Origin of the sequence: Chitinophaga qingshengii (genome assembly GCF_014529935.1) — a bacterium.
GTDB classification, from domain to species: Bacteria; Bacteroidota; Bacteroidia; order Chitinophagales; family Chitinophagaceae; genus Chitinophaga; species Chitinophaga qingshengii.
This window is the reverse complement of the sequence record NZ_JACVFC010000002.1, coordinates 537359-564082: the sequence shown is the minus strand read 5'-3', so window position 1 is coordinate 564082 and position 26724 is coordinate 537359. Positions and strand designations below refer to the sequence as shown.

General features: G+C 47.3%; 20 protein-coding genes and 1 CRISPR repeat array. Of the genes, 13 read left to right on the top strand and 7 right to left on the bottom strand.

The features are described from left to right. Positions 1-574: 574 nt before the first annotated feature. Positions 575-1003: direct repeats of the CRISPR family, unit length 30 nt; unit sequence ATTTCAATTCCTTCATGGTCCGATTAAAAC. Positions 1004-1241: 238 nt separating this feature from the next. After that, entirely contained in the window at positions 1242-4145 is a 2904-nt protein-coding gene (locus ICL07_RS17500) for an endopygalactorunase (protein ID WP_188089318.1), read from the top strand. Here ICL07_RS17500 and ICL07_RS17495 read toward each other — a convergent pair. Continuing rightward, positions 4129-4512: a hypothetical protein gene (locus tag ICL07_RS17495; RefSeq protein WP_188089317.1), complete on the bottom strand. Its 384-nt coding sequence runs from the start codon at positions 4510-4512 to the stop codon at positions 4129-4131. The genes ICL07_RS17500 and ICL07_RS17495 overlap by 17 nt on opposite strands. 131 nt (positions 4513-4643) lie before the next feature. Between ICL07_RS17495 and ICL07_RS17490 the strand changes: the two genes are divergently transcribed. After that, the gene (locus ICL07_RS17490) at positions 4644-6416 is read left to right on the top strand and encodes an ATP-binding response regulator (protein ID WP_188089316.1); all 1773 of its coding nucleotides are present in this window, start codon (positions 4644-4646) and stop codon (positions 6414-6416) included. Here the strand turns inward: ICL07_RS17490 and ICL07_RS17485 are convergent. Further along, entirely contained in the window at positions 6391-7374 is a 984-nt protein-coding gene (locus ICL07_RS17485; RefSeq protein ID WP_188089315.1) for a terpene synthase family protein, read from the bottom strand. The two genes, ICL07_RS17490 and ICL07_RS17485, sit on opposite strands and share 26 nt — an antisense overlap. Before the next feature lie 413 nt (positions 7375-7787). On the opposite strand from ICL07_RS17485, the gene cas6 reads away from it, so the two are divergent. From cas6 to ICL07_RS17455, 6 genes are all read left to right on the top strand, one after another. Beyond that, the gene (gene cas6 / locus ICL07_RS17480; protein WP_188089314.1) at positions 7788-8588 is read left to right on the top strand and encodes a CRISPR-associated endoribonuclease Cas6; all 801 of its coding nucleotides are present in this window, start codon (positions 7788-7790) and stop codon (positions 8586-8588) included. Between the two features lie 10 nt (positions 8589-8598). Continuing rightward, positions 8599-10584, top strand: coding sequence for a hypothetical protein (locus ICL07_RS17475; RefSeq protein WP_188089313.1), 1986 nt, complete (start codon positions 8599-8601; stop codon positions 10582-10584). Further along, positions 10581-11603, top strand: coding sequence for a type I-B CRISPR-associated protein Cas7/Cst2/DevR (gene cas7i, locus ICL07_RS17470; protein WP_188089312.1), 1023 nt, complete (start codon positions 10581-10583; stop codon positions 11601-11603). Before ICL07_RS17475 ends, cas7i begins: the two co-directional genes overlap by 4 nt. After that, on the top strand, positions 11600-12304 hold the full coding sequence (locus ICL07_RS17465; protein ID WP_188089311.1) for a Cas5 family CRISPR-associated protein: 705 nt from the start codon (positions 11600-11602) through the stop codon (positions 12302-12304). Before cas7i ends, ICL07_RS17465 begins: the two co-directional genes overlap by 4 nt. 699 nt (positions 12305-13003) lie before the next feature. After that, on the top strand, positions 13004-13483 hold the full coding sequence (locus ICL07_RS17460) for a hypothetical protein (protein WP_188089310.1): 480 nt from the start codon (positions 13004-13006) through the stop codon (positions 13481-13483). A gap of 7 nt (positions 13484-13490) precedes the next feature. After that, complete coding sequence (locus ICL07_RS17455) at positions 13491-13673, top strand: helix-turn-helix transcriptional regulator (protein ID WP_425490622.1); 183 nt, start codon at positions 13491-13493, stop codon at positions 13671-13673. 51 nt (positions 13674-13724) lie between these two features. Here ICL07_RS17455 and ICL07_RS17450 read toward each other — a convergent pair whose 3' ends face one another. The 3 genes from ICL07_RS17450 to ICL07_RS17440 all read right to left on the bottom strand — a co-directional run bounded on the left by ICL07_RS17450 (position 13725) and on the right by ICL07_RS17440 (position 18128). After that, entirely contained in the window at positions 13725-14525 is an 801-nt protein-coding gene (locus ICL07_RS17450) for a class I SAM-dependent methyltransferase (protein WP_188089308.1), read from the bottom strand. Between the two features lie 28 nt (positions 14526-14553). Further along, positions 14554-15210 (bottom strand): alpha/beta hydrolase family protein, encoded by a 657-nt coding sequence (locus ICL07_RS17445; RefSeq protein WP_188089307.1) that lies wholly within the window; start codon positions 15208-15210, stop codon positions 14554-14556. Positions 15211-15311: 101 nt separating this feature from the next. Beyond that, positions 15312-18128 carry an FAD-binding and (Fe-S)-binding domain-containing protein gene (locus tag ICL07_RS17440; protein ID WP_188089306.1) on the bottom strand — a complete coding sequence of 939 codons (2817 nt, stop codon included), beginning with the start codon at positions 18126-18128 and terminating at the stop codon, positions 15312-15314. A 108-nt stretch (positions 18129-18236) separates the two neighbouring features. Here ICL07_RS17440 and ICL07_RS17435 point away from each other — a divergent pair, with 108 nt between their 5' ends. Continuing rightward, complete coding sequence (locus ICL07_RS17435) at positions 18237-20453, top strand: outer membrane beta-barrel family protein (RefSeq protein WP_188089305.1); 2217 nt, start codon at positions 18237-18239, stop codon at positions 20451-20453. A gap of 209 nt (positions 20454-20662) precedes the next feature. On the opposite strand, the gene ICL07_RS17430 is transcribed toward ICL07_RS17435, so the two are convergent. Then, complete coding sequence (locus ICL07_RS17430) at positions 20663-20980, bottom strand: transposase (RefSeq protein ID WP_425490621.1); 318 nt, start codon at positions 20978-20980, stop codon at positions 20663-20665. A gap of 161 nt (positions 20981-21141) precedes the next feature. Continuing rightward, entirely contained in the window at positions 21142-21756 is a 615-nt protein-coding gene (locus ICL07_RS17425; RefSeq protein WP_188089304.1) for a TetR/AcrR family transcriptional regulator, read from the bottom strand. A 536-nt stretch (positions 21757-22292) separates the two neighbouring features. Here ICL07_RS17425 and ICL07_RS17415 point away from each other — a divergent pair. The 4 genes from ICL07_RS17415 (at position 22293) to ICL07_RS17400 (ending at position 26721) form a co-directional block, all read left to right on the top strand. Beyond that, positions 22293-23450 carry an FAD-dependent oxidoreductase gene (locus ICL07_RS17415; RefSeq protein WP_188089302.1) on the top strand — a complete coding sequence of 386 codons (1158 nt, stop codon included), beginning with the start codon at positions 22293-22295 and terminating at the stop codon, positions 23448-23450. A gap of 355 nt (positions 23451-23805) precedes the next feature. After that, complete coding sequence (locus tag ICL07_RS17410; protein ID WP_188089301.1) at positions 23806-24420, top strand: TetR/AcrR family transcriptional regulator; 615 nt, start codon at positions 23806-23808, stop codon at positions 24418-24420. Positions 24421-24486: 66 nt separating this feature from the next. Beyond that, on the top strand, positions 24487-25761 hold the full coding sequence (locus ICL07_RS17405; protein WP_246485084.1) for a TolC family protein: 1275 nt from the start codon (positions 24487-24489) through the stop codon (positions 25759-25761). Between the two features lie 15 nt (positions 25762-25776). Then, entirely contained in the window at positions 25777-26721 is a 945-nt protein-coding gene (locus ICL07_RS17400; protein ID WP_188089300.1) for an HlyD family secretion protein, read from the top strand. Positions 26722-26724 lie beyond the last annotated feature (3 nt).

Here is a 26724-nt window from a genome sequence, read left to right as displayed (position 1 = left end):
AGTTCAATTAAAACAAACAGCTTCGGTGTGATGGATGCAAATAGAGTGTAGTTTCAATTCTTCATGGTCCGATTAAAACAAGTGGCTGAAAACTTTGAACGCGACGTCAATAAGCTATTTTAATTCCGTTATGGTCCAACTAAAACAAAGAACAGGAGCGATGGAGCAGACTGGATATGGTGTTTCAATTCCTTCATGATCCAATTTAAGTGTAATATAATCTTAATGCTTATCATGCGTATTACCATTTCAATTCTTATATAGTCCAATTAAAGCTCCAGGGATCGATAAGATTAAAATCAAAATCATCTCCATTTCAATTCCTCTACAGTTCAATTAAGATGTTCGTGGTAAAAGGGCAGCCAGGTAATGGAAAAACGTTTCAATTCCTATGTTCGACTAAAACCTGGACTGGTTGCAGTTTCACGTAAAAGCTCATATATTTCAAGTCTTCCTAAATCCGATTAAAACTTGCGAAGCCACTACAATCGCAGTTTCATGATTGGCTATTTCAATTCCTTATGGTTCAATTAAAGCGAGAAAGCCAAACAAAACTTGCTGAATGAAGTTACACAATTTCAATTCCTTCATGGTCCGATTAAAATGATTGTTTCGTCAATTTCGATGCATCCGGAAATCTGAATTTCAATTCCTTCATGGTCCGATTAAAACAATGTGGATTTAATGAGGGAGAATACTACGGTAGAAATTTCAATTCCTTCATGGTCCGATTAAAACCTTACTCCGCTGGAATGCGAAAGGCTACAAGGATTCCCATTTCAATTCCTTCATGGTCCGATTAAAACTGGCTGAAACGTATACAACTGGATTTATGGAGGCTAATTTCAATTCCTTCATGGTCCGATTAAAACTGTCCAACTTAAAATCCAAAACGCCGGCCAGCGAGATTTCAATTCCTTCATGGTCCGATTAAAACAGCCCAGGAAGCCGTTAATCAGGTAGCCGCACTACGATTTCAATTCCTTCATGGTCCGATTAAAACCCTTCCATTAGCCCAAACCCCTCCGCCACCAGTAAGCCTCCCAAACGCTCCAATCGCAATTTGAGAACGCTCTCCGTCGTCGATCGCCAATGATACGATTTCCCCCGGAGATCGACGACTTATTAAAGAAATGTACTATGAATTGCAAAGGATCCCAAACCCGCATTCAATATACTTTTAAAACTAATACTAAAAAATTTCAATCGATTGCGTATTTTAACCACAATTCCCTTTTGTTATGAAAAGCAAATTCATCATCTCCCTGATAGGGGTATTAACAACAATACAGGTAACAGCGGTTCCCGGTAATGTACCATTACCCCGCGTCACCGCCGCACCGGTATCCCCCCATATCGCCTCAGTGTCCAACGACATCATCCGCGTGGTAACGGGTAGCACCTACGCCTATACGGTGGACACCCCGGAAAAAGAAGGCCTGGTATCCACTGCCACTACGGTAAAACACCTCATGGAAGAACTGGAATTAATGAACGCCCGGGTAACCAGCGCTGACGGTAAGCCTAAAGACGCTGGGGTTATCGTAACGGGGGATAAGCTGATACTCACCGGCGCCGGGGGGAGCAAAATCTATTACCTGTTACAGGAAAAACGCGCCCTCACCGGCAGGCTGGAACTGCTCAAACAATCCATTTCTGTACAAACACGGCAAACACTTACGCTGCATTATACAGCCGGACAGCGAAGCCCGGATGCTACGGTAACTTTCGACTTCCCCAGGGGCATTACCATCACCCCGGAAAACACTACTGTCAATGTGATCGGCCGGGGAGCGGTATTGCTGAAAGACTTAGGGCAGCAATCTATCGGCCGCACGGGTACCCATTATTCCTATAAACGTGTAGGCGAGGCCGTCATAACGCATGGAGGAACCAGGCTCACACTCAGCCACCTTGACCTGCGCCCGGCTAACGGCCCTGATATTGTGCTAACGATCAGTAATATCACGCTGACAAACACCGGCAGTTATCCCATAAAAGCCCGTTACACGACTTCACAACCGGACATACTCACCAGCTCAGGAGAAAACACGGAAACAGCCATGCTCCGCGCTGTGAATACTATCGCCGATTTTGAACGCGTGATCGTAAAAGACAAACCCTATCATGAACTCGCTGACGACTATACGAAAGTATATTGCCAATGGTCACCCGGTACAGGCTCTCCGCAAGTGCAGCAGTCGACTGACAGCGGACGTAGCTGGTCTGCTGCTAAAGCGACTATAGATCGAGGGACTGCCATTATCACCCACCTGCAACCAGGAAAATTATACCTGTTCCGCCTGGCGGTGAAAGATGGCCCGCAGCGCGGATTTTCCAATACGGCGGCGGCGTATACCGGCCTGGTGGATACCCGCTACTTCGGTATAACCGGGAGTGATACAACAGATCATACCAATAGCATCAATGCTGCCATCCGTTATCTGCATGACATCGGCGGCGGCACCCTCTTATTCAGCGAGGGTAACTTCAACGTGCGTACGATTCACCTGCAAAGCAACGTATACCTGTATGTCGCTAAGAAGTCTGTCATCCGCGCGCTCAGAGGCGCAGACGCGCCGGAAACTACCTGGTTCAGCGATAAGGCTTACCGCTCCGGCCTTTCGCCTACGGATCCCGGTCCCTATGAAGACCCGGAAAACTACCTGACGAAGCAGGATGTAGGGCATCACTATTTCCATAATGCGATGTTCTTCGGAGAGCGACTGGATAATATCAAAATCATTGGCAACGGCCTTATTACCGGCAATGGCAACCTCGTGACCAGTGACAAGGTGATGAACAACGCTCCAGATAAAAGAGCGGACAAGATGTTTTCCCTGAAACTTTGTACCAATGTGGAAATCGGCGGTATCCACCGGGACAACGATCTTTGGTACAGTGAAGAAAAGGATGCGCCTTATTATGTGGAAAAAAACGGCGCGGTCTCATTCGATGATAGCAACATGCTGCAGATAGACCGTGCCGGCCATTTTGTACTCCTGGCTACGGGCACGGATACACTTTTTGTGCACAATACCCACTTCGGAAAAATGAACCAGACCAATGTGCGGGACATCTACGATTTTATGGCGTGTAACCAGGTGACGGTGCGGAATATTTATTCCCGGGTAAGTTCTGATGATATCATCAAACCGGGATCGGACTGTTCCCTGGGATTCACACGGCCGGCGAGGCATTACCGGGTACGCAATGTGATTGGCGATACCAACTGCAACCTGTTCCAGGTGGGTTCTGAAACGGTGGATGATATTATGGACGTCTGTGTGGATAACATCTGGGTGCTCGGCGCTAACAAGGCGGGTTTTTCCATCTCTACCAATGATGGCGCTCATGTGAAAGACATTCATCTTAACTGCGGACATACCGGTCCGGTGAACCAACGCTCCCGGATGATGCGTACCACGGCGCCGTTTTTTATCTCTATATCCAACCGGGGACGGGTGATCGGCGCTACCGTAGGGAAATACACTTTCACGGAGGATAACCGGAAACGGACAGAGTTACTGGTGCAAAACGTAAACATCGGCCAGGTGGAAAATATCTTCCTTAACAGTATCGATATAACGGAAGTCTATAGTGGCAGCTCTTTCGGTAACGGGGTGCGCTGGAAACCCTTCGATGGTTCGCAGGCGAGGGCTACTTCCATTATCGCGGGTTATAGCCTGCCGGCTTCCCAGGCAGTAGAAGGCGGACTGGATTTCACGCTGCCTGATGGTCGTCATACCGGCTATATCCGGAATGTGATGCTCAAGGATGTACATATTACCAGTAAAGGCGGGCATCCGCTGGTGGATACGGCTTGCCGGCCACCGGAGCTGGGGGTGGGGCAATATAATGTGTCCAACCTGAAAATACAGCCTGCTTACGGGCTATGGGCCCGGCATGTGGTGGAGTTGACGCTAACGGACTGTTCTTTCAATTATGAAAAACGGGACAGTCGCTACGCCCTGTTCCTCGACGATGTGAAAGGAGCCACGCTGACCGGCATTAAAGCAGTAAAGGCGACGGATGCAAAAGAACTGTTCCACTGGGAACGGTCTGCGCAGGTCCGCTGGAAAAATACGCTGTATTACCAGGATGAGTGGGGCAAAGCTTCCCAATCGCTTATTGAGCCCTGGTAGCCTTGTCGAGGGAGAATTCCAGTTTTTTCTGATCGATTTGTTTCAGGGGGATTTCACGGTCGTTATTGAGGCCACGGGTGAAATATACCGTGGTCGTTAACGTTTGTCCCTTATCCAGGCCGTCTTCAAACAGGGCCACGCCGTACAGTTCCTTGTCAACGGTAGATGTTGCTGAAATACGCAATTCACCGATATTGTACTGGCCGTTATTTTTGACGGTAACAACACCGTTTTTATAGGTATAGCTGATGCCTTTAACGGTCGCCAGGAATGTTTTATTGGTGCTGGTAATGGGTAAGTAGGTTTGACATTTTGCAGCCAGGGGAGCCAATGCTAAAAACAGCGAAAAAATCAGTAATTTATTCATCGAAAGATAAAAATATATTGCAAAAATACATTTTATCTTTATACGGTGAATTGTGATTAATTTCGTAATAGAATAAATCAAGGATGTGATGTTTACCGTGGAGCATGTGATTTCAGCAAACCAATATCCCAATGGCCTATTTTAGACTATTCCACCCCGTGCTGCTGGCGCGGGAAATTATACGTACCGGGACTGCCAGGCTGGAAGGAGAGGAGAAGAAACGAGTGAGTATCATCAACACCCTCAGTCTTGCGTCGATTGCCCTTTGTTTGATCTTTGGTTCCGTTATTTATTATCTTACCGGCAATCTGGAGATACTGGTACCCGCTTATACAGAAGCTTTTCTGTTTGTGGTGGTGCTTTCGCTCAATTATTTCCGGTGGCATAATACAGCAGCTATCCTGACTGCTTTGGTACATAATATTTCCATCGTGTACTTCAGCGCCCTGCTGGGTATGGTAACGGAAGTATACCTGCTTTTCTTTTTCCTGCTGGGTGCTGCCCTGATGATATTTCATGGCAAACCATTGCTGATAAAAGCGAGTATAGCGATCTCCGTGATATGCCTGGTATTGTGCGAACTCAACTACTATTACTATTTCATTCAGCCGTTGGAGTTATCACACAACGAGCAGTTCCTGATCCGTTGGGTAACGATCCCGGCTATCCTGGTGCTGGATGTGCTTACCTTCGCTTTATATGTGCGTACCCTGCGGCGTAAAAATGCCCAGCTGCAGCAGAAAGCGGCTGAACTGGAGCTGGCGGATAAAGCTACGCGCCGCCAGGCAATGGAAACCTCCCATGAGATGCGGAATCCGTTTAATGCGGTGATGGGGATTTCGCAGGACCTGCTCATGCAGGTGCAACAAAGTGATCAATATCCGGCAGCCCTGAAGTCCTCTGTAGAACACCTGTACTCTGCTTCCCAAAACGTATTGCAGATACTGAACAATAACCTGGAACATCTCCGGCAACAGGAAGGAGTGGCGCCACAGCTGGATAAAACTGTTTTTAACCTGCGGGAGTGGGCGGATGAAACGACTAAAATCTACCAGTATATCGCCAATGTGCGGGATGTGCAAATAGCGCTGGAGGTAGATCCGCAGATGCCGGGCAGCCTGGAGGGCGACAAAATCAAACTCACCCAGGTACTCAATAACCTCTTGTTTAACGCGATCAAATTTACTCATGCCGGTAGTACGGTAACGGTGCATATCAGTCGCAATGGCCCACAGTGGCTGTTGCAGGTGAAAGACAGCGGAGAAGGGATTCCACCGGAACGTTTATCCACGATCTTCTCCCCTTATGTATCGGAGCAACATGCTTTTGGTGGTACCGGGCTGGGATTGCCGATTGTACAGCGTTTTGTGGAACTGATGAATGGCAGGATTACGGTTACCAGTAAAGCGGGAGAAGGGTCGGTGTTTACCGTTACCCTGCCGCTGACAGCCGTGGAAGAAGTGAAGGAACCGGCAACGCCTGTCAGCAGGACTATCCCGCTACATACCTTCCCGGGCGTAAAGGCCCTGGTAGTGGACGACAACCAGATGAGCAACATGATCCTGGTCCGTTTCCTGGAACGGATGGAATGCCAGGTATCGGCTGCCTTTGATGGGGAAGAAGGGGTACAAAAGGCCGTTGAGGTACAGCCGGATATTATTTTTCTCGATTCCCATATGCCTGGTATGGACGGCAAAGCCACGCTGGCAGCGCTGCAGGATAACCCTGCAACGCATGATGCCATTGTGGTGGTAGTTTCCGGCGACACGGAAGAAGCAGCTATTACGGAAATGTTGACTGCCGGCGCCGATGATTTTCTGGCTAAACCCCTCGATTTGAAAACGCTCCATGAGTTAATGATCAAATATGAATTCCGCCTTACAAATTCACCGCATAATCCATAATACCGGCTATCCCATAGCGGCTGGTATCCCTGGTGCTCCAGGAGATATTACCTTCCATCATATGTTCCAGCATGAGGATGTACCGGTCCAGCAGGGTGTAGTCTTCGGGTGAACTGAGCGACAGCAGCACCCCGGCGGTATGCAGAAACTGCCTGATCTCGTCATCATGGATAGCTGCGGCTTCATTGACGGCTTTTTCCAGTGTCAGCTGTCTTTTGTTTTTAATCATCATGACCAGGTTCAGCTCGTCCCCTTGTTCCAGTTCCTTGGTATAGGAGAACAGGTCGTTGGCCCAGCAGATAGTACGACTGCAAAGCAGGCCCAGGTCTTTGATGAGCGGGTCCGCATACCAGTCGGCGGGGAGGTGCACTGTTTCCATGATTTCGGCCAGGTCCAGGAAGAAATTGGCTCCGCCGATACCGGGGCGGTGCAGCATATAGTCTTCCAGGGAGATGCCGCCGGTTTCGGTGACATGTTGCATACGCCAGCTGTTGGACATAAAGGCGGCGTGCAGGCTGGTGGTGAACCGTTGCTGCCATGCTGCCGGGCCTATTTGAATCATCCGCAGCCAGATGTCCTGCATGGCCAGCAACAGGGGCGGGTCCTGGTGCGGCAGTGCCTCATACTTGCCTTTCAGGATGCCGATCATTTTACCGGCCAGCGCCTCAAAGCTGGTACCGGGATTGTTGAGGGTGATACGGTCTATCTCATCATCCCAAACGAACAGCAGGGTGTTAAAATCAGCCGCAATAGAGAGGCGGAACAGGTCGGCATTGGGGAACATACGGGCCACCATCCAGGTGAATTTCTGTTCCTGGTATAGCTGCCATTGGCCATTACTGTTGTCTAATCCAAATTTTCTGACCCAGGCGGCGGTGTGACGGTCGGCTTTTTCTACCAGCGGATTAAGTTGGCCAGGGAAGGGGCAATACAAGCCCGGAAGTGTTGTTGTTTCCATAAAACTGAATATTTAGGTGTTTAAAAAGCGGAGAATAGACGCGTGTGTCCTATGCTTTGATAACCTGTACCGGTGGTAAATAGTCTTCACAGATCAATCTTTTCGCACGTTGGCTGTTGAATAAGGCCGGGATAGTTGGCAGGCAAAAACAGGACCACCTAAAATTAAGGCGGCGCGGTTAAATCGCCGCGCCAATTCTGCGGTTTCATGGATTGAGTTGGTTAAATATGCCCGTGGTGGGTGTTAAAATCAGGGGGTTGTGTGGGTGTTTTCGTTGGGTGGCGGACTTTTTTTTAGTGGGGCGATAGTACTTATTCGGGGGTAAGGCAGTTACTAGTTCGGTGACAAGCACCAGGAAGATAATCTGATTTCGCGCTGTTGCCTGCAACAGCCATCATTTATTCATTGTAAACATGCGTTTCAGAATTAAATTAAGAGCTTCTCAACCAGCAACCGTCATTCCGATCAACTACCCTTATGCCTTATCGGCAGTAATTTTTAAAATCCTGCACCAGGCTGATGAAGAATATGCAGCTTTCCTCCATGACAAAGGATATGTGAGGCCTGGCTCCCTCAAAGTATTTAAACTGTTTTCGTTTTCAGAGATCCGCACGGCCTTTCGTATAGAGGGAGACCGTTTTCGTTTCCTTTCTGATGAGGGGGTGTTTACCATCTCTTTTCATTTGCCACAGGCTGCCGAAAGCTTTATCCGGGGATTGTTTCTGAATGAGACGATCGAAATCGGGGATCGCCGCAGTAAAGGGGTTTTCACCGTTACAGAAGTACAATCGGTGATGACGCCGCTGGAAGACATTCCGGATGGTGAAGTCCGGGAAGTAATGCTGCAGCCGTTCTCCCCGCTGGTATGCGGCACTAAAAACGACCGGGGATACTATGATTTTCTATCTCCACAGCATCCTGATTTTGTAAAACAGCTGGTGCACAACTGGCGGGAGAAATTTATCACCATGTATGGAGAAGACCAGGCAGACACCGTGTTTGACCCGGTGACAGTAGAAGTGGTGATGATGGAACGTCCTCCCAAATCCAGGCTGGTAACGATCAAAGCAGATACTCCACAGGAAACCAAGATACGCGGTTACACTAACTTCCGCCTGAAAGTGAAAGGTGCGGGAAGAGCCCTGAAACTATTGGCAGACGCCGGCGCCGGCGTTTATAACAGTTCGGGCATGGGCAGCCTGCACATTTTATAATGTCATCATCATGAAAGGGATTTTTCATTCCTATACCGGGAATGCGTTGCTCAACGCGTCGTTGATGACCGTAGAAGCAATGGCGCAATTACGGGATGTTACCGGTATTACCCCGGCTGTTTTACTGCGGCTGTATGAAGAAAAAAAGTTGCCTGCTGTCAACCGGCGGCTGAAGAACTATTCCATGCTGTTTACCATTAACGGGCCTTTATATTATCCGGATGATGGCGAGGTATATGACGCGCTGTTCCGGGAAATTGTACGAAGTGTGGAATACGAAGGCAGCCAGGTTTGTGAACTGTCGGGACTTCGGTTTAACCGCTCCTTTGAAGAAGTATACCTTGCCGCACTGGAACGTATAGGCGTGAGCGAGAAGGAAATAGCCGGCAGGGATTTGTCGGTCAACCGGGTATGGATACCGTTGATTGGCAGTCTGGGTTCCGATGCCCAGGCGCTGCCACAGGCGAAGTACATGGTAAAAGTACATCCGGTGTGTATTGCGTTGTTGCAGTTTTTGCCTTTTTCTTCGCTGTTGTACAGAGGAGGGATATTGTTGATGGATTCCTCAGACTTCCAACTGGCACGTACCTACGTAGCCATGAACTACCAGGAGATGACGGCCCGGATAGAGCAGATATCCACTGCGGAAGAGGTTCCCAATGTATCGTATTCCAAAGGGCACTATATGGCAGAGATATTAAAACTGTTGGAAGAAAAGGAAAAAGCCTCCGATATTTATGCTGACCTTAATCTGTGGAGCTTTTCCAACTCCGGAACCGGCGCCAGTTGCCAGATTGACCGGGTACCGTGTAGCCTTCTCCGTAGGTTGTACCAACTGAATGCAGTACAGATAAGAAGAGAGCTGGAAAAGATACTCAGGACGGAGGCTATTAACAGAAGTTTCCTGGAAGCGCTGGAAGACAACCAGGAATGGGGCCTGTTATATCCTAACGTATTTGGTGTGGGGAAGAAACAGGTGAATCACAAGGGCGTGTCTATCGCGTTTTTTGAAACGTATATGCGTATCGTCGGAGATGATGCGATGCTGCCTTACGCCCGGTACATCGCCTCACTGATCCGCGAATTTAAAAGCAATAGCTTTGAAACGTATCTGAACAAGACGGATGCCTGGAGGCAAAAAGACTACCGGAGCGACTTGCAGGCGGTACTGATAAAAGCGACACAGGCCGGCAGATGGAGCCTGGCGCATCACCTGCAGCTGCCAGGTTTGCAGGAAATGCCAATAAAAGGAATTAGTTACAGCATGTATCGCTGTATCCATTTTTATTATCAGCAGGGTGTCCGCCGGGAACGAATGCCTCCCATACCGGAAGGTAATACGTCGCCGGTGAGCATGGTCTGTAACTGGTTGATTGGACTGATACAACAGGATGAGTTATCCTACCGCATCATAGCCGATCTGTCAGATCCACAGCGGTATATGCAGGTGGGATATAACAAACTTTTATGCCGTGCCTTTGAACGGCCGGAAGTGTGTGTGGAGCACGTATATTATGTACTGACAGATCCCCGGAAATATACATTTGTAAAAGCCGCGCTGAATGATTTGTTACGGATATTTTTTAATCAGCCTATACAGGAAACCTTTCCGGTGAGTACGTTGCCATTGCCGGAAAATTACCCGCCATTGCCTGTCCGTAAATGGTTACAGCAGATCGCGGATTTTGCCGCAGACTATCAGGCCTACTTTTATGATGTGTACAGTCACCCCGAAACTGATGCATTACCGCTGAACAAATACCTCCGTACCGTGATGAGTATCCCGTTGGAGAGTAGTCCGTTTATGTATACATTTTATGAGATGACTGGCAGGACCAATGACTGGCTGAAGAACGACGGACATAACCGAAAATGGTCTGTAGACCTGTTATATAGCCCGGAAGGCGATTTCTCCGTATTATTTGCTGCGGTGGCCCTGAAATTAAGTTTATTGAAAGGGTATCATCATCATCTATCTGAATCAGTATTATCATGAAGAACTTAAACAACATTACCGGGGCATTGTTAATCGATGCTACGGCTGCTTTTTTGAATGGAGCGGGATTGAGTAGTGGTGAAGATAAAAACAAAGTGATCCCTAAAACATTTAAAGAAAGAATTGACGGCCGTAATGAAAAGACTCCCTATGTGTCTGCACAGGCCTGGCGGCGCTGGTTACGGGATACTGCCAATGAAGAAAACGGATGGACTCCCAGTGAGCTGAGAGGGATCAAGGAATCTGAAAAAGGCAGCACCAGTAAAATCGCTACCGAGCTGAATCCTATTGATTTCCCGGAAGATGATCTCTTTGGCTATATGAGGAGTGGCAAGGGGAAGGAAGAGACGATCCAGCGTACATCTCCCTTTAAAACCTCTGTGTTAAAAGGGCTGCGTGATCTTAGCGCTACCTCGGTGGATGAAGCCTTTGTTCATCTGAAAGATGGTACGCCATTGCCTTATTCCACCGAATTTTATGCTACCCACCTGGAAGGTTTTTTTAACCTGGAATTTTCCCGGTTAGGCATATACGATAATATCGGTAGCCGGAAGGAATTATCTTCCTCACTGGTAGAAAAATATAAAAGCAGTTTAAAGGAAAGCAGTCTGTATGATAAGTTTAAACGTTACGAACTGAAAGATGCTGCGCTGACGCGTAATACCAGGGCTGCGGGTTTGCTGAAAGGACTGGGGTATCTGCGCGGCGGCGCCAAACAAGCCGCATTCGGCGCCGATGTATCCCCTAAGATATTGATACTGGCAGGGATGGCATCCGCTAATCCTGTGTTCAATAATATTTTCGGCAGTCAGGGCGGGCGACCAGCCATTAACCTGGAAACCTTGCGGCAAATTGTACGGGATTACCGGCATAAATTAGCTACCCCGGTGTATATCGGGATGCGTACCGGTTACCTGCATCGGGAAGCAGAAGAAGCGACGAAGTTATTGGGAGATGGTTTTGTGATCGATTCACCGCTGGAGATAGTGCATCAGTTTACGCTAAACCACCTGCAATGAAGAACCTGCTGGAGGTCAGTTTTTCCGGCTGGACGGCCACTCCCCGTATGCCGTTTGTATTATCCGGCGGCGCTATTTGTTTACCGGTACCCACTTATTCCCTGTTGCTGGGCCTGATCGGTTGTTGTATAGGCAGAATGGTAGAGCCGGGAGAAGTGGCGGTAGGTTTTCACTATTCTTTTGATAATACCGCTAAAGACCTGGAAACGCGGGACAGGCTCGCTTTTGATGGCAAGCAATTGAAACCGCATCCCAAGGGAACGGATGTGTATATACGTGAATTTCATGTGAAGCCTACACTTACGCTATGGCTGGACCGCCTGGATTGGGCGGCGTTTTTCGATTCTCCGGTTGGAACCCCATCGCTGGGACGTTCCCAGGATTTGTTGTGTATTCAATCTGTAAGGGAAGTAGCAGCGCGCCCTGTCGCGCAAGGTGTTCTTTCAGGTTGTTTACTGCCTTTTGCGCCGCAGTTGCAGGTTGGTGGGCGACTGGCGCAGCTGGCGGAAGCGTATCGTGATAATGATACCATTGGCGGTGGAAGAACGGCTACACGTATCGGAATGTTTGTGGCCGTTCACTGGGATAGCCCTGCTATGGTGTCGCTGCCGGGATTATATGAGGTGGAACGGGATGAGGGGCCGCTTTGTTTTTACCTGCATCGTTTTCATCATGAAAGCATTGTTGTGCTAAAGATGTAATCACTGTAACGCCTTAATACAGAAGTAGGATATGTTTAGTACATATCTTAACAATTTTAATTGGACCAAAAGGGAATTGAAAGGGGAATTTGAAATCAAAAAGGAATGGTGTAAAGCCATTTTGTCGGAGTACAGGAAATTGAGACGTCTTATACTTACCCGGTCCACGAATATCCGCAATTGGTTTAAACTTGACCATAAGGGAACGGAAATTGGGCGACCACGATTGTTTGCCCCAATAATTATAATCGTACTATAAGGACTTGAAAGTTTATGGGTTAGTATAATACCCCCGACTGATTAATCGTATCACTAAGGACTTGAAATTTGTATTGTTTTACCTTAACTGTACCATGAAGGAATTGAAATGTCACACCATGGGCCGCAGCCCGTTCCCAGTTTATTGTTTTAATCGGACCATAAAGGAATTGAAATCTATCGATCCAAATACCTTCCCTGTTCATCGGTGAGTTTTAATCGGACCATAAAGGAATTGAAATATGACATGCGGAAATGTACAGTATCTTCCATCCTCGTTTTTATCGGACTGTGAAAGAATAGAATGTATTCAGTCATTCGCTTTTTTCGTCACCAGAAAGAACAAAAAAATTGTCACTATAGTTGCGTTTACTTTACATTTAGTAAAAAATATTTGTCATTATGTAAAATATACTTTACATTCATAAAAACATTATATCTATGAAGCAAAAACTGTTACTACCGAACATATGCAAGAAAATAGGCTGGATTGTCCTATTAATCGGACTTGGGTTGCACATTTATTGGCAAAGTAACCCTGAATCTACTACCTCCTCATGGCCCAGTCTCCCGGTGCTGAAACTTCAATTCCCGGACTCGCTAAAAGGATTTAAGTTTATAGTGGAGAATACAGAGATCCCCAACACAGTTACAGGTTTATTAATACTGATAGGGCTGATGTTGGTGGTGTTTTCGAAACAAAAAAAGGAGGATGAATTTATTGCCAACCTGCGACTATCCTCTTTGCTGTGGGCGGTATTGGTGAATTATGTCTTACTGGCTTTTGCGTTTATTTTCGTGTACGGGTTGGACTTCCTGGGCATCATGATTTACAATATGTTTACGGTGCTCATTTTCTTTATCATAAGGTTCAATTATCTTTTATACAGAAATACTAAACTGGTGCCAGATGAAAAATAATATCAGAGTGGAACGTGCGATTATCAATATAACACAGGAGGAATTAGCGAATAGAATTGCTGTGAGCCGTCAAACCATCAATGCGATGGAGGCCAATAAATACGTGCCTTCCACCATATTGGCCCTCAAGATAGCGAAGGTATTCGGCAAAAAAGTAGAAGATATTTTTATTTTGGAGAAACACGATTAGCTTCATGGGAGCTGCCTCCAATTACCTTTGAGGCAGCTCCTTTTCCTATCATTACTTCACCGCCGTAACGACCAATGCCTGTAAGGGGAAATGCAGCTCCTTTTCGCCGTATACGCCGGCAATATTCTTTTCAATAGATGCCACAATAGGCTCCGCGAGGGCGGGATTAATTTCGTTGATGGTAGTAATCATGGGGCCACCGTAGATCAGGCCTTTAGCGATATGATGTGCTGTAGGACTGTATCCCTCCCGTTTTACTTTTTCGATACGCAGGCCGGAAAATCCCGCCTGTTCCGTCTCGCTTTCAATTATATTAAGATCATTATAAGCAAACAACAAGCGGTAGAATGCGGTGGTTTCGGGGGACAGGTGCTGTTCCACGGCATCCAGTACCAGCTGCAGCAAGGGATTATGTACGGGTTTGTCCCAGGTGCTGAAAATAAAATGACCACCAGGTTGCAACACCCTGCATACTTCACGGAATGCTTTGGGCCGGTCAAAGAACATTACCGATAACTGCGAAATGACCGTGTCGAAACTTTTGTCATCAAACGGTAGGGCGGTAACATCTGCCAACTGCCAGTTGAGGGGCCTGCTGCCATTGGTATGTGCCTTCGCAAAATCAAGCATGTCAGGGATAAGATCTGTTACTATGTATTCCGTGTTCTCCGGAATAGCATCTACTATGCGCCTGGTAGCAATGCCGGTGCCACAGCCTATTTCCAGCAAACGTTCCGGACGGATGGCGCCCACATATGCTGCCAGGTGCTGGGCATAATGGTCAAAAAGAACAGGAGCGAGGTACTCATTGTAAATAGCAGGGATACTACCCTCATAGGATGTATGAATCATAGTTCAGCATTTAGGATTTATAGTATAACTATTTGATTATTTTCTGTACCCACTTCTCTGTTTCTTTTACCAGCAGTGACATTACATCATTTTTTCCCGCTTTGAAGGAGTGATCTGCCCCTTCCAACCTGACAAGGGTGGCTTTCTTCAGGGATGCACAAACGGATTCGATCAGATCCCAGGTGGCGAGTGTGTCTTTACTGCCTTGTAAAAAGAGCAGGGGGATTTTCAATGTTTTCAGGTGGTCTGCCCGTTCTATAGCAGGCTTGCCGGAGGGATGCAAAGGAAAGCCGTAAAAGACGATACCTTTCGCGGGGCTGTCGGGGTGCGCGGCGAGGTATTGAGAGCTCATCCTGCCGCCAAAAGACTTACCGGAGACAAACAGTGGCAGTTTGGGTTGCAGTTCCTGCGCTTTCGCGATCGCCGCGGCAATAGTAGCATGCGCTACAGCAGGCGAATCCGGCCGGCCTTTCCTGTGCTCCGCAAAGGGGAAATTAAATCGTAAGGTAGCAATGCCCACGCCGGCAAGGGCATTGGCGAGTGTTTCCATAAAGATATGATCCATGCCCGCGCCTGCGCCATGAGCCAGCGTGAAGATACATCCGGGCTGATCAGGGGTGATATACTTTGCTGAAACAAGCCCTGTTTCCGGAGATACCTTTATTTGGAGTGTTTGGGTATTCATGATGAAAGAGCCTTTAAGATATTGATACCAAGGTATGAATTATCTGTAGCACGGGGCAGCAGCGGGGCACTTTATTTTTGAGACCCCCGCTTTCAACTTCTTTACAATCCTTCATCCACCAGGTACAACACGGATTCATAATTTTTCTTCACCGCTGCCGACATGGCTATCTCGCAGGTTTTGGTGGAAGAATAATATCCATCGTGCTCTGCTGTTTTTACTTCCAGCGATTCCGGGCGTGTAGCCGAGGCGGTTAGTTCGGGGAAAAGGAATCCGCGGTCGCCGGCCATACCGCAGCAACCGGCGTATTTAGGCACGATCACTTCTTCTGCAAAAAATTGTGCTACGCGCACAAACTTATGCCCTGTCTTCATTTTCTCCAATGAACATACCGGGTGCAGCGCAATACTTTTTTTCTTATGTACAGCGGTGACTTTCGGTAGTACAAAGTCGTGGAGGAAATCCACGGCATCGAGTATACGCAGTTGATCGAATTTCTGTTTGTTGGCGTCGCTGAGCGAGGGACGGATATGGTGCAGTGTATAAGCGCAGGAGCTTACATCGATGACTACCGGCAAGGCAGCCTGACGGGTGTCGTTCCATAGCTTTTCCACGATGTGGTTGGCGGTATGCTGATAAGCGTCTTTATATCCTTTGGAAGAGAAGATCTGGCTGCAGCAGGTACCGCTGAGGTTATCGGGTACCACTACACCGATACCGGCTTTCCCGCAAACGCTGAGGAAAGTCTCCATCAGGTTTTTGGATTTTCCTTCGTAAGTGCCCAGCATACGGGAGATGCAGGCGGGGAAGTAGACGATGGAAGCATCGGCCGGCTGCCGCGCTTTTAATATATCAAGATTTGGCGCGGGTTGCAGCTGCTCCGACCAGATCGGCACTGCCGGAATAATTTTACGGATACCCTTGGTGAGGGCTGTCATGGTATGTTTACCGAATAGTTTATTGACACCGGTGCCGGTCTTGATAGCGGTCCTGGCGGCCCATTCCACTGTCTTAAAATGTTTGGCGACCTGGAGAGCTATGCTGTTAGCTGTTTTGGAGTGGTTCTCCCGGCGAAGCCGCTTGATAAGATCGCCGGTGTTGATATCTACGGGACAGGCGGTGGCACAGAGTCCGTCTACTGCGCAGGTTTCGAGGCCGTCGTATTGGTATTGGTTCAGCAATACTTTGTAGTTGGCTTTGTCGCCGTTTTTCTCCAGTTGTTTGAGTGCCCGCCGGATCACGATCCTTCTGCGGGGTGTGGTGGTAATATCACGGCTGGGGCATTTATGTTCGCAGTAGCCACATTCAATACAGCGGTCCACTTCTTCTTCAACGGTTGGCAGTTCCTTCAGGTGCTTCAGGTGGGCGCGGGCATCGGGATTGATGATCACGCCGGGGTTGAGGAGGTTGTGCGGATCGGCGGCTTCTTTCACTTTTTTCATGATCTCATAAGCCTCGCCTCCCCATTCTGTTTCCACAAAGGGCGCCATATTACGACCGGTGCCATGTTCTGCTTTGAGGGTGCCGTCGTATTTTTTAACTACCAGGGCTACTACGTCCTGCATGAAAAGTTCGTAGCGGGTTACTTCATCGGGCGTGTTGAACGACTGGGTGACTACAAAGTGGATATTACCATCTTTCGCATGACCGAAGATGATGGCATTATCATATTTGTATTGTGCAAAGAGTTTTTGTAAGTCCAGGATAGCGTCGCCGAGCTTGTCCACCGGGAAAGCGATGTCTTCTAGGATAACAGTGGTACCGCTGGCGCGTACAGCGCCTACAGCGGGGAACAGCCCTTTACGGATTTTCCAGAAGAAGGCCTGTTCAGCCGGATCGACGGTGAATACCGGCGGCTCGGACATATCCAGGCTGGAAGCGGAAGCCATGAAATCGCTGACACGGGTATCGAGATTTGCCTGATTGGGTTCCTGGAACTCTATCAGCAGGGCAGCGGCGGTTTCCGGTAAGGTTTTTACGATGGCGGGCATACCGTCCATGTCTTCTACCGCACGCAGCGAAGCGCGGTCCATCAGTTCCACCATCAGCGCGCCGGCGTTGGTCAGCGGTACGATGGCCTGGCAGGCGGCGTAGATAGTGGGGAAATACAGCAGGGCGGTGGATTTGTACGCATAATCAGGAACCGTGTCCATCACTGCTTCGGCGATAAATGCCAGGGTTCCTTCAGCGCCTATCAGCAGGTGGGCCATGATGTCCAGCGGATGATGATAGTCGATGAAGGCGTTGAGCGCATAACCTACGGTATTCTTTGTCTGGTATTTATAACGGATACGATCGTGTAAGGCGGGGTCGGCGGCTATCTGGTCGCGGAAGCTGGTAAGGCTGACGAACAACGGCGCACATTCCATCTCAAAACGGGCGTAATCGTTTTTATGTTCGGTACTGAAGGTATTGCCATCCGGCAGTATAAACCGGATGTAACGGGTGGTATGGTAAGAGTTGAGCGCCACGCCACAGCACATACCGCTGGAGTTGTTGGACAGGATACCGCCCATCATGGCGGAGTTGATGCTGGAAGGGTCCGGACCTATCTTACGGGCATATTTTTTCAGGTAGGTATTCACCATAGCGCCGGTGATGCCTGGCTGCACACGAACGGCCTGCCCGTTTTCTTCTATCTGTATCTTATTCCAGTACTGGCTGAGGTCTACCAGGATACCGTCGGTAATTGATTGGCCGGAGAGACTGGTGCCGCCGGTACGGAATACCAGCGGAATACGGTATTGCTGCGAAAAACGGAACAAGGCTACGATCTCCGCTTCGCCGATGGGCTGCACTACCGCCTGCGGCACCAGGTGATAGAAGCCTGCGTCGGAGGCGAATGAAATAATGTCAATATACCTGGACTTGATACGATTATCCGGTAAGATCTTTTTGAGTTCGTGCGCAATATTCATGGCGAGTTTCCTTATTCCTTGACTGGTTGAAATTCACATTACGGGTAGCAAGTTATATAACTTTTATATCTTTAGCCACCGCTTTCTTCTATAACCATTTATTCAACCATGCGTATATCTAAAAACCTATTGCCCGTTTTTCTGTTCACAGATCTTTTGTTGATGACATCGTTGGGTGTGCATGCCCAACAAAGGGATACCTTGCCGCCGCCCGCGGTACGTCAGCTGTCGGAGATATCGATTGTACGACAGAAAGCGCTGGTAGAACGGAAAACAGATCGTGTTATTTATAATGTGACCAGCAGCGTGAGCGCTGCCGGGGCTAATGGACTGGAAGTAATGGCTAGGGTACCGGGACTAAGAGTGACGGACAACCTGATCGGTATTGCCGGCAAAGGCGCCGTGAAGGTGATGGTCAATGGCCGCATTATCCCGCTGGCAGGGGAGGACCTGCAGCGGTATCTCAAATCTATGTCGGCCGGGGAAATTGCGAGGATAGAAGTGATTACCAATCCCTCTGCGGCTTATGATGCTGACGGTAATGCCGGCCTGATCAATATTGTAACCCGCCGCGACAGAAACCAGGGTTTCAGCGGGGAAATACAGGCCAGCGGCAAATTGTCGGATTATGGCTTCAAACCGCTGTATGGCGTTTCTAATTACGGTACCTTGGCCGCTGGCGGCAACTTCAGCTATAATACGGCCAAATGGTCGCTGTATGGTAACCTGAACTATGAGCACGGCCGCTTCCTGGAAGGTTTCGGCATTGATTTACAGTATCCGAACCAGCGCTGGTCACAGACCGATACCGGCAATTATAAGATACGTAACCTCAACCTGGTGCTGGGAGCCGATTATAAGATCAGCAACCGTACTACTATCGGGTTTAATTACAGCGGCGCCCGTACCGTTTACCTCGGAGACGATCATGTGAATAACCCGGTGTACAACAATCATGGTCAGCTGGACTCCCTGTTGCGCACATTTGCCACCTATCAGCCGGTGGCCTGGAGTACAGGCTTAAACCTGCACCTGGTAACGAAACTGGATTCCAGCGGAAAACAACTGTCAGTTGATGCGGACTACTTTAATTATTACCGTACCGACCAATCTGATTTCATCAGCCAGCGATATGATGCCAAAGGAAATGCCATCGCCAATGGTACCACCAAATACTTTGATACCAATAAACAAGCAATCAATATCTATACCCTGAAGGCAGACCTGCAAATACCAACGGCCTTTGCCAACTACGCCTTCGGTGGAAAACTGAGCTTTATTGATAACTACAGCAATGTATTCTATTATAGGAATCTCGCCGGAGAAATGGAATACGATAAGAATCTAAGTAACGAATACGACTATACGGAAAACACGCAGTCGGTTTACGCCAGCGCTTCCAAAGAAGCCGGGAAGTGGAAACTGAATGCAGGACTGCGTATGGAGGCCACCCAAACCAAAGGCGTATCACATGTGCAGAACAAGTCCATGAACAACAACTATGTAAAACTGTTCCCTTCTTTCTCCGCCGCATGGAATTATGCGAATGATAATCACCTGGATTTTACTTTCGGTAAACGTATCAACCGGCCGGTATTTTGGGACCTGAATCCGTATAAATCACTCACTACGGCCTATAGCTACCTGGAAGGAAATCCTTATCTGCAGCCGGAATACAATAGCAACTTTGAGCTGTCGCACCACTGGCGCGAGCGTTACACCGCTGCTGCTTTCCTGAATATTACCAACAACGGTTTTAACCGCATTACCATCGCTACGCCGGATGATCATACCGTATATACCACGCCGGTCAATTTCCTGCAGATCTATCGTTATGGACTGTCTGTGAGCGCTAACCTGCAACCATTGCCCTGGCTGGAAAGCATTAACCAGGTAAGCGGTTATCATACAGCAGCACGCAGCGCCCTGCCTAATATTCCCGATATTGATGGGATGAGCGTCTACCTGTCTACCAATAACAATATCGCGCTTAATAAAGACAAAACCTGGATGGTGGCGCTCAATTTCTGGTGCCAGTTCCCGGAAGTAGACCATAACGGGAAATCCAATACCTATTATAACATGGACCTCGGGGTGAAAGCGCTCTGCCTGCAAAAACGTATGAGCATTTCCCTCAACGGGGCGGATCTGTTCCGTTCCAGCGCCAGTATTGTGCGCTCGGAGGTGAATTATATTCCGCAGACGTTTACTCATTTCCAGGTGAACCGGCATATCAGACTTTCCGTGAGTTATAAACTGGGGCAATCTACCCGCAAACGGGAAGTTAGGGGAACGGGTAATGAAGAGGAGAAGAAACGGACGTAAATACGCCACGAGGGGGATGCACTCGGTCCCCTGGGCTAAGATGTTTTACAGGTGCCCTATTGATGGTGTATGGCTTCATGCAAGGGTATGTTGTCGAAATGAATACATCTGTAATACTGATCTAATTGCAAAAAGAGGGACTATTTCATTTAAGTGTGTAAACTTAAAAATCTGGGAATCAGATTGGTAATTAGATTCTCACTCTTTTATCAAAAATAGTTAAAAACTGATTTAGGACCATGCCCCCAGTTTCTAATGGGCATGGTCCATTTTTTTGATACTTCCCGCAAAGCCAGGTATACTGATTTAAGGACAGCTTCGTCAGTGAGGAAGGATAGTTTGTTTTTGGTATATTTTCTAATTTTACCATTGATATTTTCAATGAGATTGGTCGTGTAGATGATTTGTCTGATCTCCATGGGGAAGTCAAAAAAGACAGTGAGGTCTTCCCTGTTTTCGCGCCAACTTTTTATGGCGTATGCATACTTTGTACTCCACTTAATATCCAGGGCTTCAAGAGCAGCCATTGCTGCCTGTCTGGTAGGGGCAGCATAATATTTAGCTGATCGACCGTTTTAAACTGCTTCAGAAAGTCGTCTGATAAAAATCTTCTGTCTTCATAAAACTGTATATCTTTTAAAATTAAAAAATCGAAGTGAAACACCCCGATTTTTATGATTTACACAGTTTATGAGATAGTGTCTTTTTTTAACAGAACCCCATCAATAACAGCTTGCAAGCAAGCTTCAAATACCTCTGGGGTAACCAATTTTGAAGAGCGGTCAAGGTGGTCAAAATGTTCTGATACCAACTCCATTACAGGCGCGAACAACAGACTACGGTATATCCCTATCGAAAATGATTTGATCACACCTTTTTTAATTTGTTTATTCAAGAAAGTATGTACTTCAGTAAAATAATCTCCTTCTTTTATATCACGTTCCAAAAAAGCTCTGTTGAGCAACGGTGATATCTTTCCGTATTGCATCAGGCAAAAAGCATGATGGTTTGCAATGAAATACTTAAACAAATTTGTCCATAGAACCCGCAGTCCTTCTTTAAAATCCATTGAGGAGTCAAAATTCATGACCACATTCTTTTCATAACTACCCAGTACTTCTTCAATAAATAATTTAACCAGCAAATCTTCTTTGTTTTCGTATTTGAGATAGATGGTGCGTGGAGATATATTTGCTGCTCTGGCTAATTTTTGCATAGTCAAGTTTTCCAGCCCTTCTTCTGCGATCATCTTTAAAGCTGTCTTCTTTATGGCATCTTCCTTTTGCAGGTCACGGTTCCTCATGTTGTTTTTTTATCCTTGATTTGTTGGCATTGGCGAATATATGGATATACGTCCAATCCGTTGGGTTGTAAAAATCAAATTTACAAAGAATTTGTTAGTAAGTAAATGTTTATTTACTTTTGAATTATGATTGTTTTTTACGGTTATAATCATAATTAAGTAAATGGATGTTGTAGCGTTTTAAAATTGTCATTGAACTTATGGAAAATAAAAATTTGTCTAACGTATCATTACTATCCGGTACCTTATCAATGGCAATATCAGTATACAGCGGGGCATCTTACATGACCAATCCATCTCTAAAATTGTGGTTGAAGGGTTTGAGGTTGCCGGTACTCTTTTATGGGGGGCCAGTGACCGTATTGCGTTACCTGATTATGGAAAATATTTCAGGGACCAGATACAGGGGGTGCAATTCAAAATTGTTCCCGATGCTGGTCATTTCCCACAAATAGAACAACCTTTATTCGTTGTTGAGCAAATTAATTCATTCGTTGCTATGCTTTAATTTATATAATGTTCTTAAAATCATAAAAATGAGTATAACCAATAAGAAAATAGCAATTATAGGTGGTGGCCCTGGGGGGCTGACTCTGGCAAGACTTTTACAAATCAACGGGGCTACAGTTAAGGTGTATGAAAGAGATAAGGATAGGAAAGTGCGTGTGCAAGGATCTACACTTGACCTGCATGACGACTCGGGCTTAAAGGCCTTAGAGCAAGGAGGGCTTATGGATGCTTTTAGGGAAAATTATCGGCCTGGAGCTGATTTGATGCGTGTTACAGATAAGACTGCTCAGATACGTTATGACCAGCATGAGCAAGGGAAGGGACAAGATTTTGGAGAAGCATATTTTCGCCCGGAAATAGATAGAGGGCCTTTACGTAATATCTTATTAGATTCTCTTGACCCGGATACTGTAGTCTGGAACTGCCACATTGTTTCCATTTCCAAAGTAAATGGTTTGTGGATGCTACAATTTGAGGACGGAACCCAGGTAAGTGCAGATTTGGTGATCGGGGCAGACGGGGCCAATTCAAAGATTAGAAAATTCGTAACTGACATTGTACCTGTTTATTCGGGGGTAACTATGATTGAAGGTACGGTATACGATGCCGCACAAAATGCGCCGAGGCTTTGGGAGCTAACCCAAGGGGGTAAAGTTTTTGCATTGGGTGACAATAAGACGTTGGTAACTAGTGCTAAAGGTGATGGCAGTCTTTCTTTTTACACCGGCTGTAAAGTAGATGAGTCTTGGGTAAAAGAGTGTGGAATAAACTTCAATGATCATCGTCAGTTGCTGGAGTGGTTTAAAGAAACCTACAAGAACTGGGATAAGATTTGGGAAGAGCTTTTTACTAATGACCATACCCAATTTATACCCCGACCTCAGTATTATATGCCGTTACATCAAACCTGGGAAACCCAATCCGATATTACGATCATTGGTGATGCTGCACATGTAATGCCGCCATATGCAGGAGAAGGGGTCAACATGGCCATGTTAGATGCTTTAGAGCTAAGCGAATGCCTGACCAATAGTGAGTATGTAGAGGCACGAGATGCAATTGCTGCTTATGAACAACGGATGAGAAAGCGTGCATTTGAAACTACTCAGATGACGCTTGGACAAACAGAAACACTACATGGACCGGATGCCCTTGAAACTTTGTTAGACCTTTTTAAGAATTGACCCATTTATTTCTTTTAAAATTAAAAAATCGAAGTGAAACACCCCGATTTTTATGATTTACACAGTTTATGAGATAGTGTCTAAAAAGAATGTTCCCCAGTAAATATGCACTTGGTTGCTTTAAGATACCCGTAAAACATATTAGCCCAGGGCTTCAGCCCTGGGTTTCGTGTATCCATCCCCATCAATCCATCCCCATCAATCCATCCCCATCAATCCATCCCCGCAAATCCATCTTTCCCCAAGTTGTCCTCTTAAACCCCTGCCATGGCCTATATTTAAAAAATTTGAAAAGTTGTTTAAAAAAGTTGTTCAATTACCGGATATTACGCTACCTTTAGATTAAAATCGGCATATGGCTACAGGAAAAAAAGAACAGGATGCCAGCACAGAAGAAAAAATACTGGCAGCAGCGCGGATAGTATTTACACGCAAGGGCTTTGCCGCTACCAAAGTGCGTGATATTGCCGCGGAGGCGGATATTAATCTGTCGCTGGTGAACTATTATTTCCGAAGTAAAGAGAAGTTGTTTGAAGTGGTGATGGCAGAAGCCGTGCAAAAGCTGGTGTTTGAAATTGCGACCATTTTTAATGACGAGCAACTGGATATCCCGGAAAAGATCACTAAAGCGATCAACTATTATATCGACCTGCTGCTGGAAAACCCCGATTTTCCGCTGTTCCTGGTCAATGAAATCATTGCGGGGGATGATATGTTTACCCGTTATGCACAACAGAACACACTGTTTAAATCGCATTTGTTCCGGCAGCTGTATGAGCTGAAAGCAGCTGGGAAACTCTCCGTACACCCGGTGCATATTATGATGAATGTGATTGGTATGGTGGTGATGCCCTTTCTGGCGAGGCCATTACTGGAGCGCAACGAACTGGTGAAAGACAACGAGTTTGTAACGTTGATGAATGAACGGAGAAAGCTGATTCCGTTATGGCTGAAAGGCATGCTGGGGTAATACCCCTTTTTTTGCAGATGGATTGAACAGTTTTTTTAAACAATATTTCAAACCGAATCGTGCATCATGAAAGTATGTAAACTGCTGTATGGTATCATGATGTGGGGCGGGCTCGCCGCGCAGGCACAACAACCCGTCCTGACGCTGGAGACCTGTTATACATTGGCCAGGCAGAACTATCCGCTGATCAAACAGTATGACCTGATAGCCCGCACCAGTCGCTATACCGTTGCCAACGCCGGTAAACTGTACCTGCCACAACTCGCGGTATCAGGACAGGCCACTTACCAATCGGACGTCATCAACTTCGCAGATGTGTTACCAGCCACTATTCCCGGTCTGCATGTACCGGAGTTCAGTAAGGACCAATACCGCATTCAGGCTGAGCTATCGCAGCAAATCTTCGATGGCGGCGTTGCCAGGTATCAACAGGAGGCCAGCCGCGCGAATGAAAAGGTGCAGCAACAAAGCCTGGAAGTGAACCTCTACGCCATCCGCGACCGGATTACCCAACTCTATTTTGCCGTGCTCCTCATGGAGGCACAACTCCGGCAGAACGCCCTGCGGCGTGATAACCTGCAGAATGCGGCCGATAAAATGAAAGCCGCCCTGGCTAACGGTGTCGCCTATAGGAGCAATGTGGCCGAACTACAGGCTGAAATTGTGAATGCAGATATGAACACCACCGAATTCCGGGCTAACCGTAAAGCCTATCTGAAAATGCTGGGCACCTTTATCCATCAGCCTTTGGGAGATAGTACCGTGCTGGCATACCCGGATGTTGCCCCACCGGCGGAAGATATCCATCGCCCGGAACTGAGCTTATATGATTACCAGCGGAAAGCCTACGATGTACAGGAACGGCAGTTGAGATCAGCCTATCTCCCCAAACTGAATGCTTTTCTGCAGGGGGCTTACGGACGACCCACCCTCAATATTGTGAATAACAACTTCGGCGGCTGGTGGATGGCGGGCCTGCGGCTTAACTGGTCGCTCGGCAGCCTTTACTCCCTTAAGAACAACCGCCGCATGCTGGATATTAATCGTACAACCGTTGACGTGAATAAGGAAACTTTCCTGCTGAACACCACGCTCACCATGCAACAACAGCAGCAGGATGTGGATAAGTACGCTATCCTTATGCAGCAGGACGAGGAAGCCATCCGGCTGCGTTCGGCCGTGCTGGAATCGTCCAGGGCCCAGCTGGACAATGGCGTTATCACCGTACATGAATACATCTCGCAGGTCAACGCGGAAAACCTCGCCAAACAAACCCGCATCCTGCATCAGATACAACTATTACAGGCACAATACAACTATAAAAACACTTCCGGGAACTGATTAATTTCTTGCAACATGAAACAACATCTCATTTGGATAGCAGCCGCCGTGATGATGACCAGTGCCTGCGGAGACGGCAAACCGGCATACGATGCCTCCGGCAATTTCGAAGCTGATGAAGTGATCGTATCTGCACAGCAGAATGGGGAAATACTTTCTTTCCCGGTGAATGAAGGCGATAAACTCAATGCCGGGCAAGTCGTGGGCCAGATCGATGTCACCATTCCCGCCCTGCAACAGCAACAGGTGCAGGCATCTATCCGGGCGCTGCACGACAAAACCAATAATCCGCAACCCCAGGCCTTGCTGGTAGAACGTCAGCTGCTGGTACAGGAAGCGCAACTGCAACAGTTGTACCGCGAACGAAAAAGAACGGAGAACCTCGTGAAAAGCGACGCTGCCACCCAAAAACAACTGGATGATATGAATGCACAGGTAGATCAGCTGGAAAAACAACTGAACGTTACCCGGCAACAACGTAACCTGTATAATGCCAATATCGCTACGCAGAACCGCTCTATCCTGGCGGAACAGGGACCGCTGGAAAAGTCGATGGCACAATACGCGGAACAGGTCCGCAAAGGACAGGTCGTTAACCCGGTGACCGGCGTAGTGCTGTCCCGTTACGCCCTGCGGGGGGAAATGGCTTCCGTCGGTAAACCATTGTATAAAATCGCGGACATCGATACGTTGTACCTGAAAGCATACGTCACGGGTGTTACGTTACCGAAAATCAAACTGGGACAAACAGTAGCGGTACGGATAGACCAGGGAAACAAGGGCTACAAAACCTATTCGGGCGTACTCACCTGGATATCGGATAAATCGGAATTCACGCCCAAGACCATTCAGACTAAAAATGAAAGAGCCAATCTCGTATATGCGATCAAGGTAAGGGTGAAAAATGATGGTTATCTGAAAATAGGCATGTATGGTGAAATGTTGATCCATCAACCATAGTAT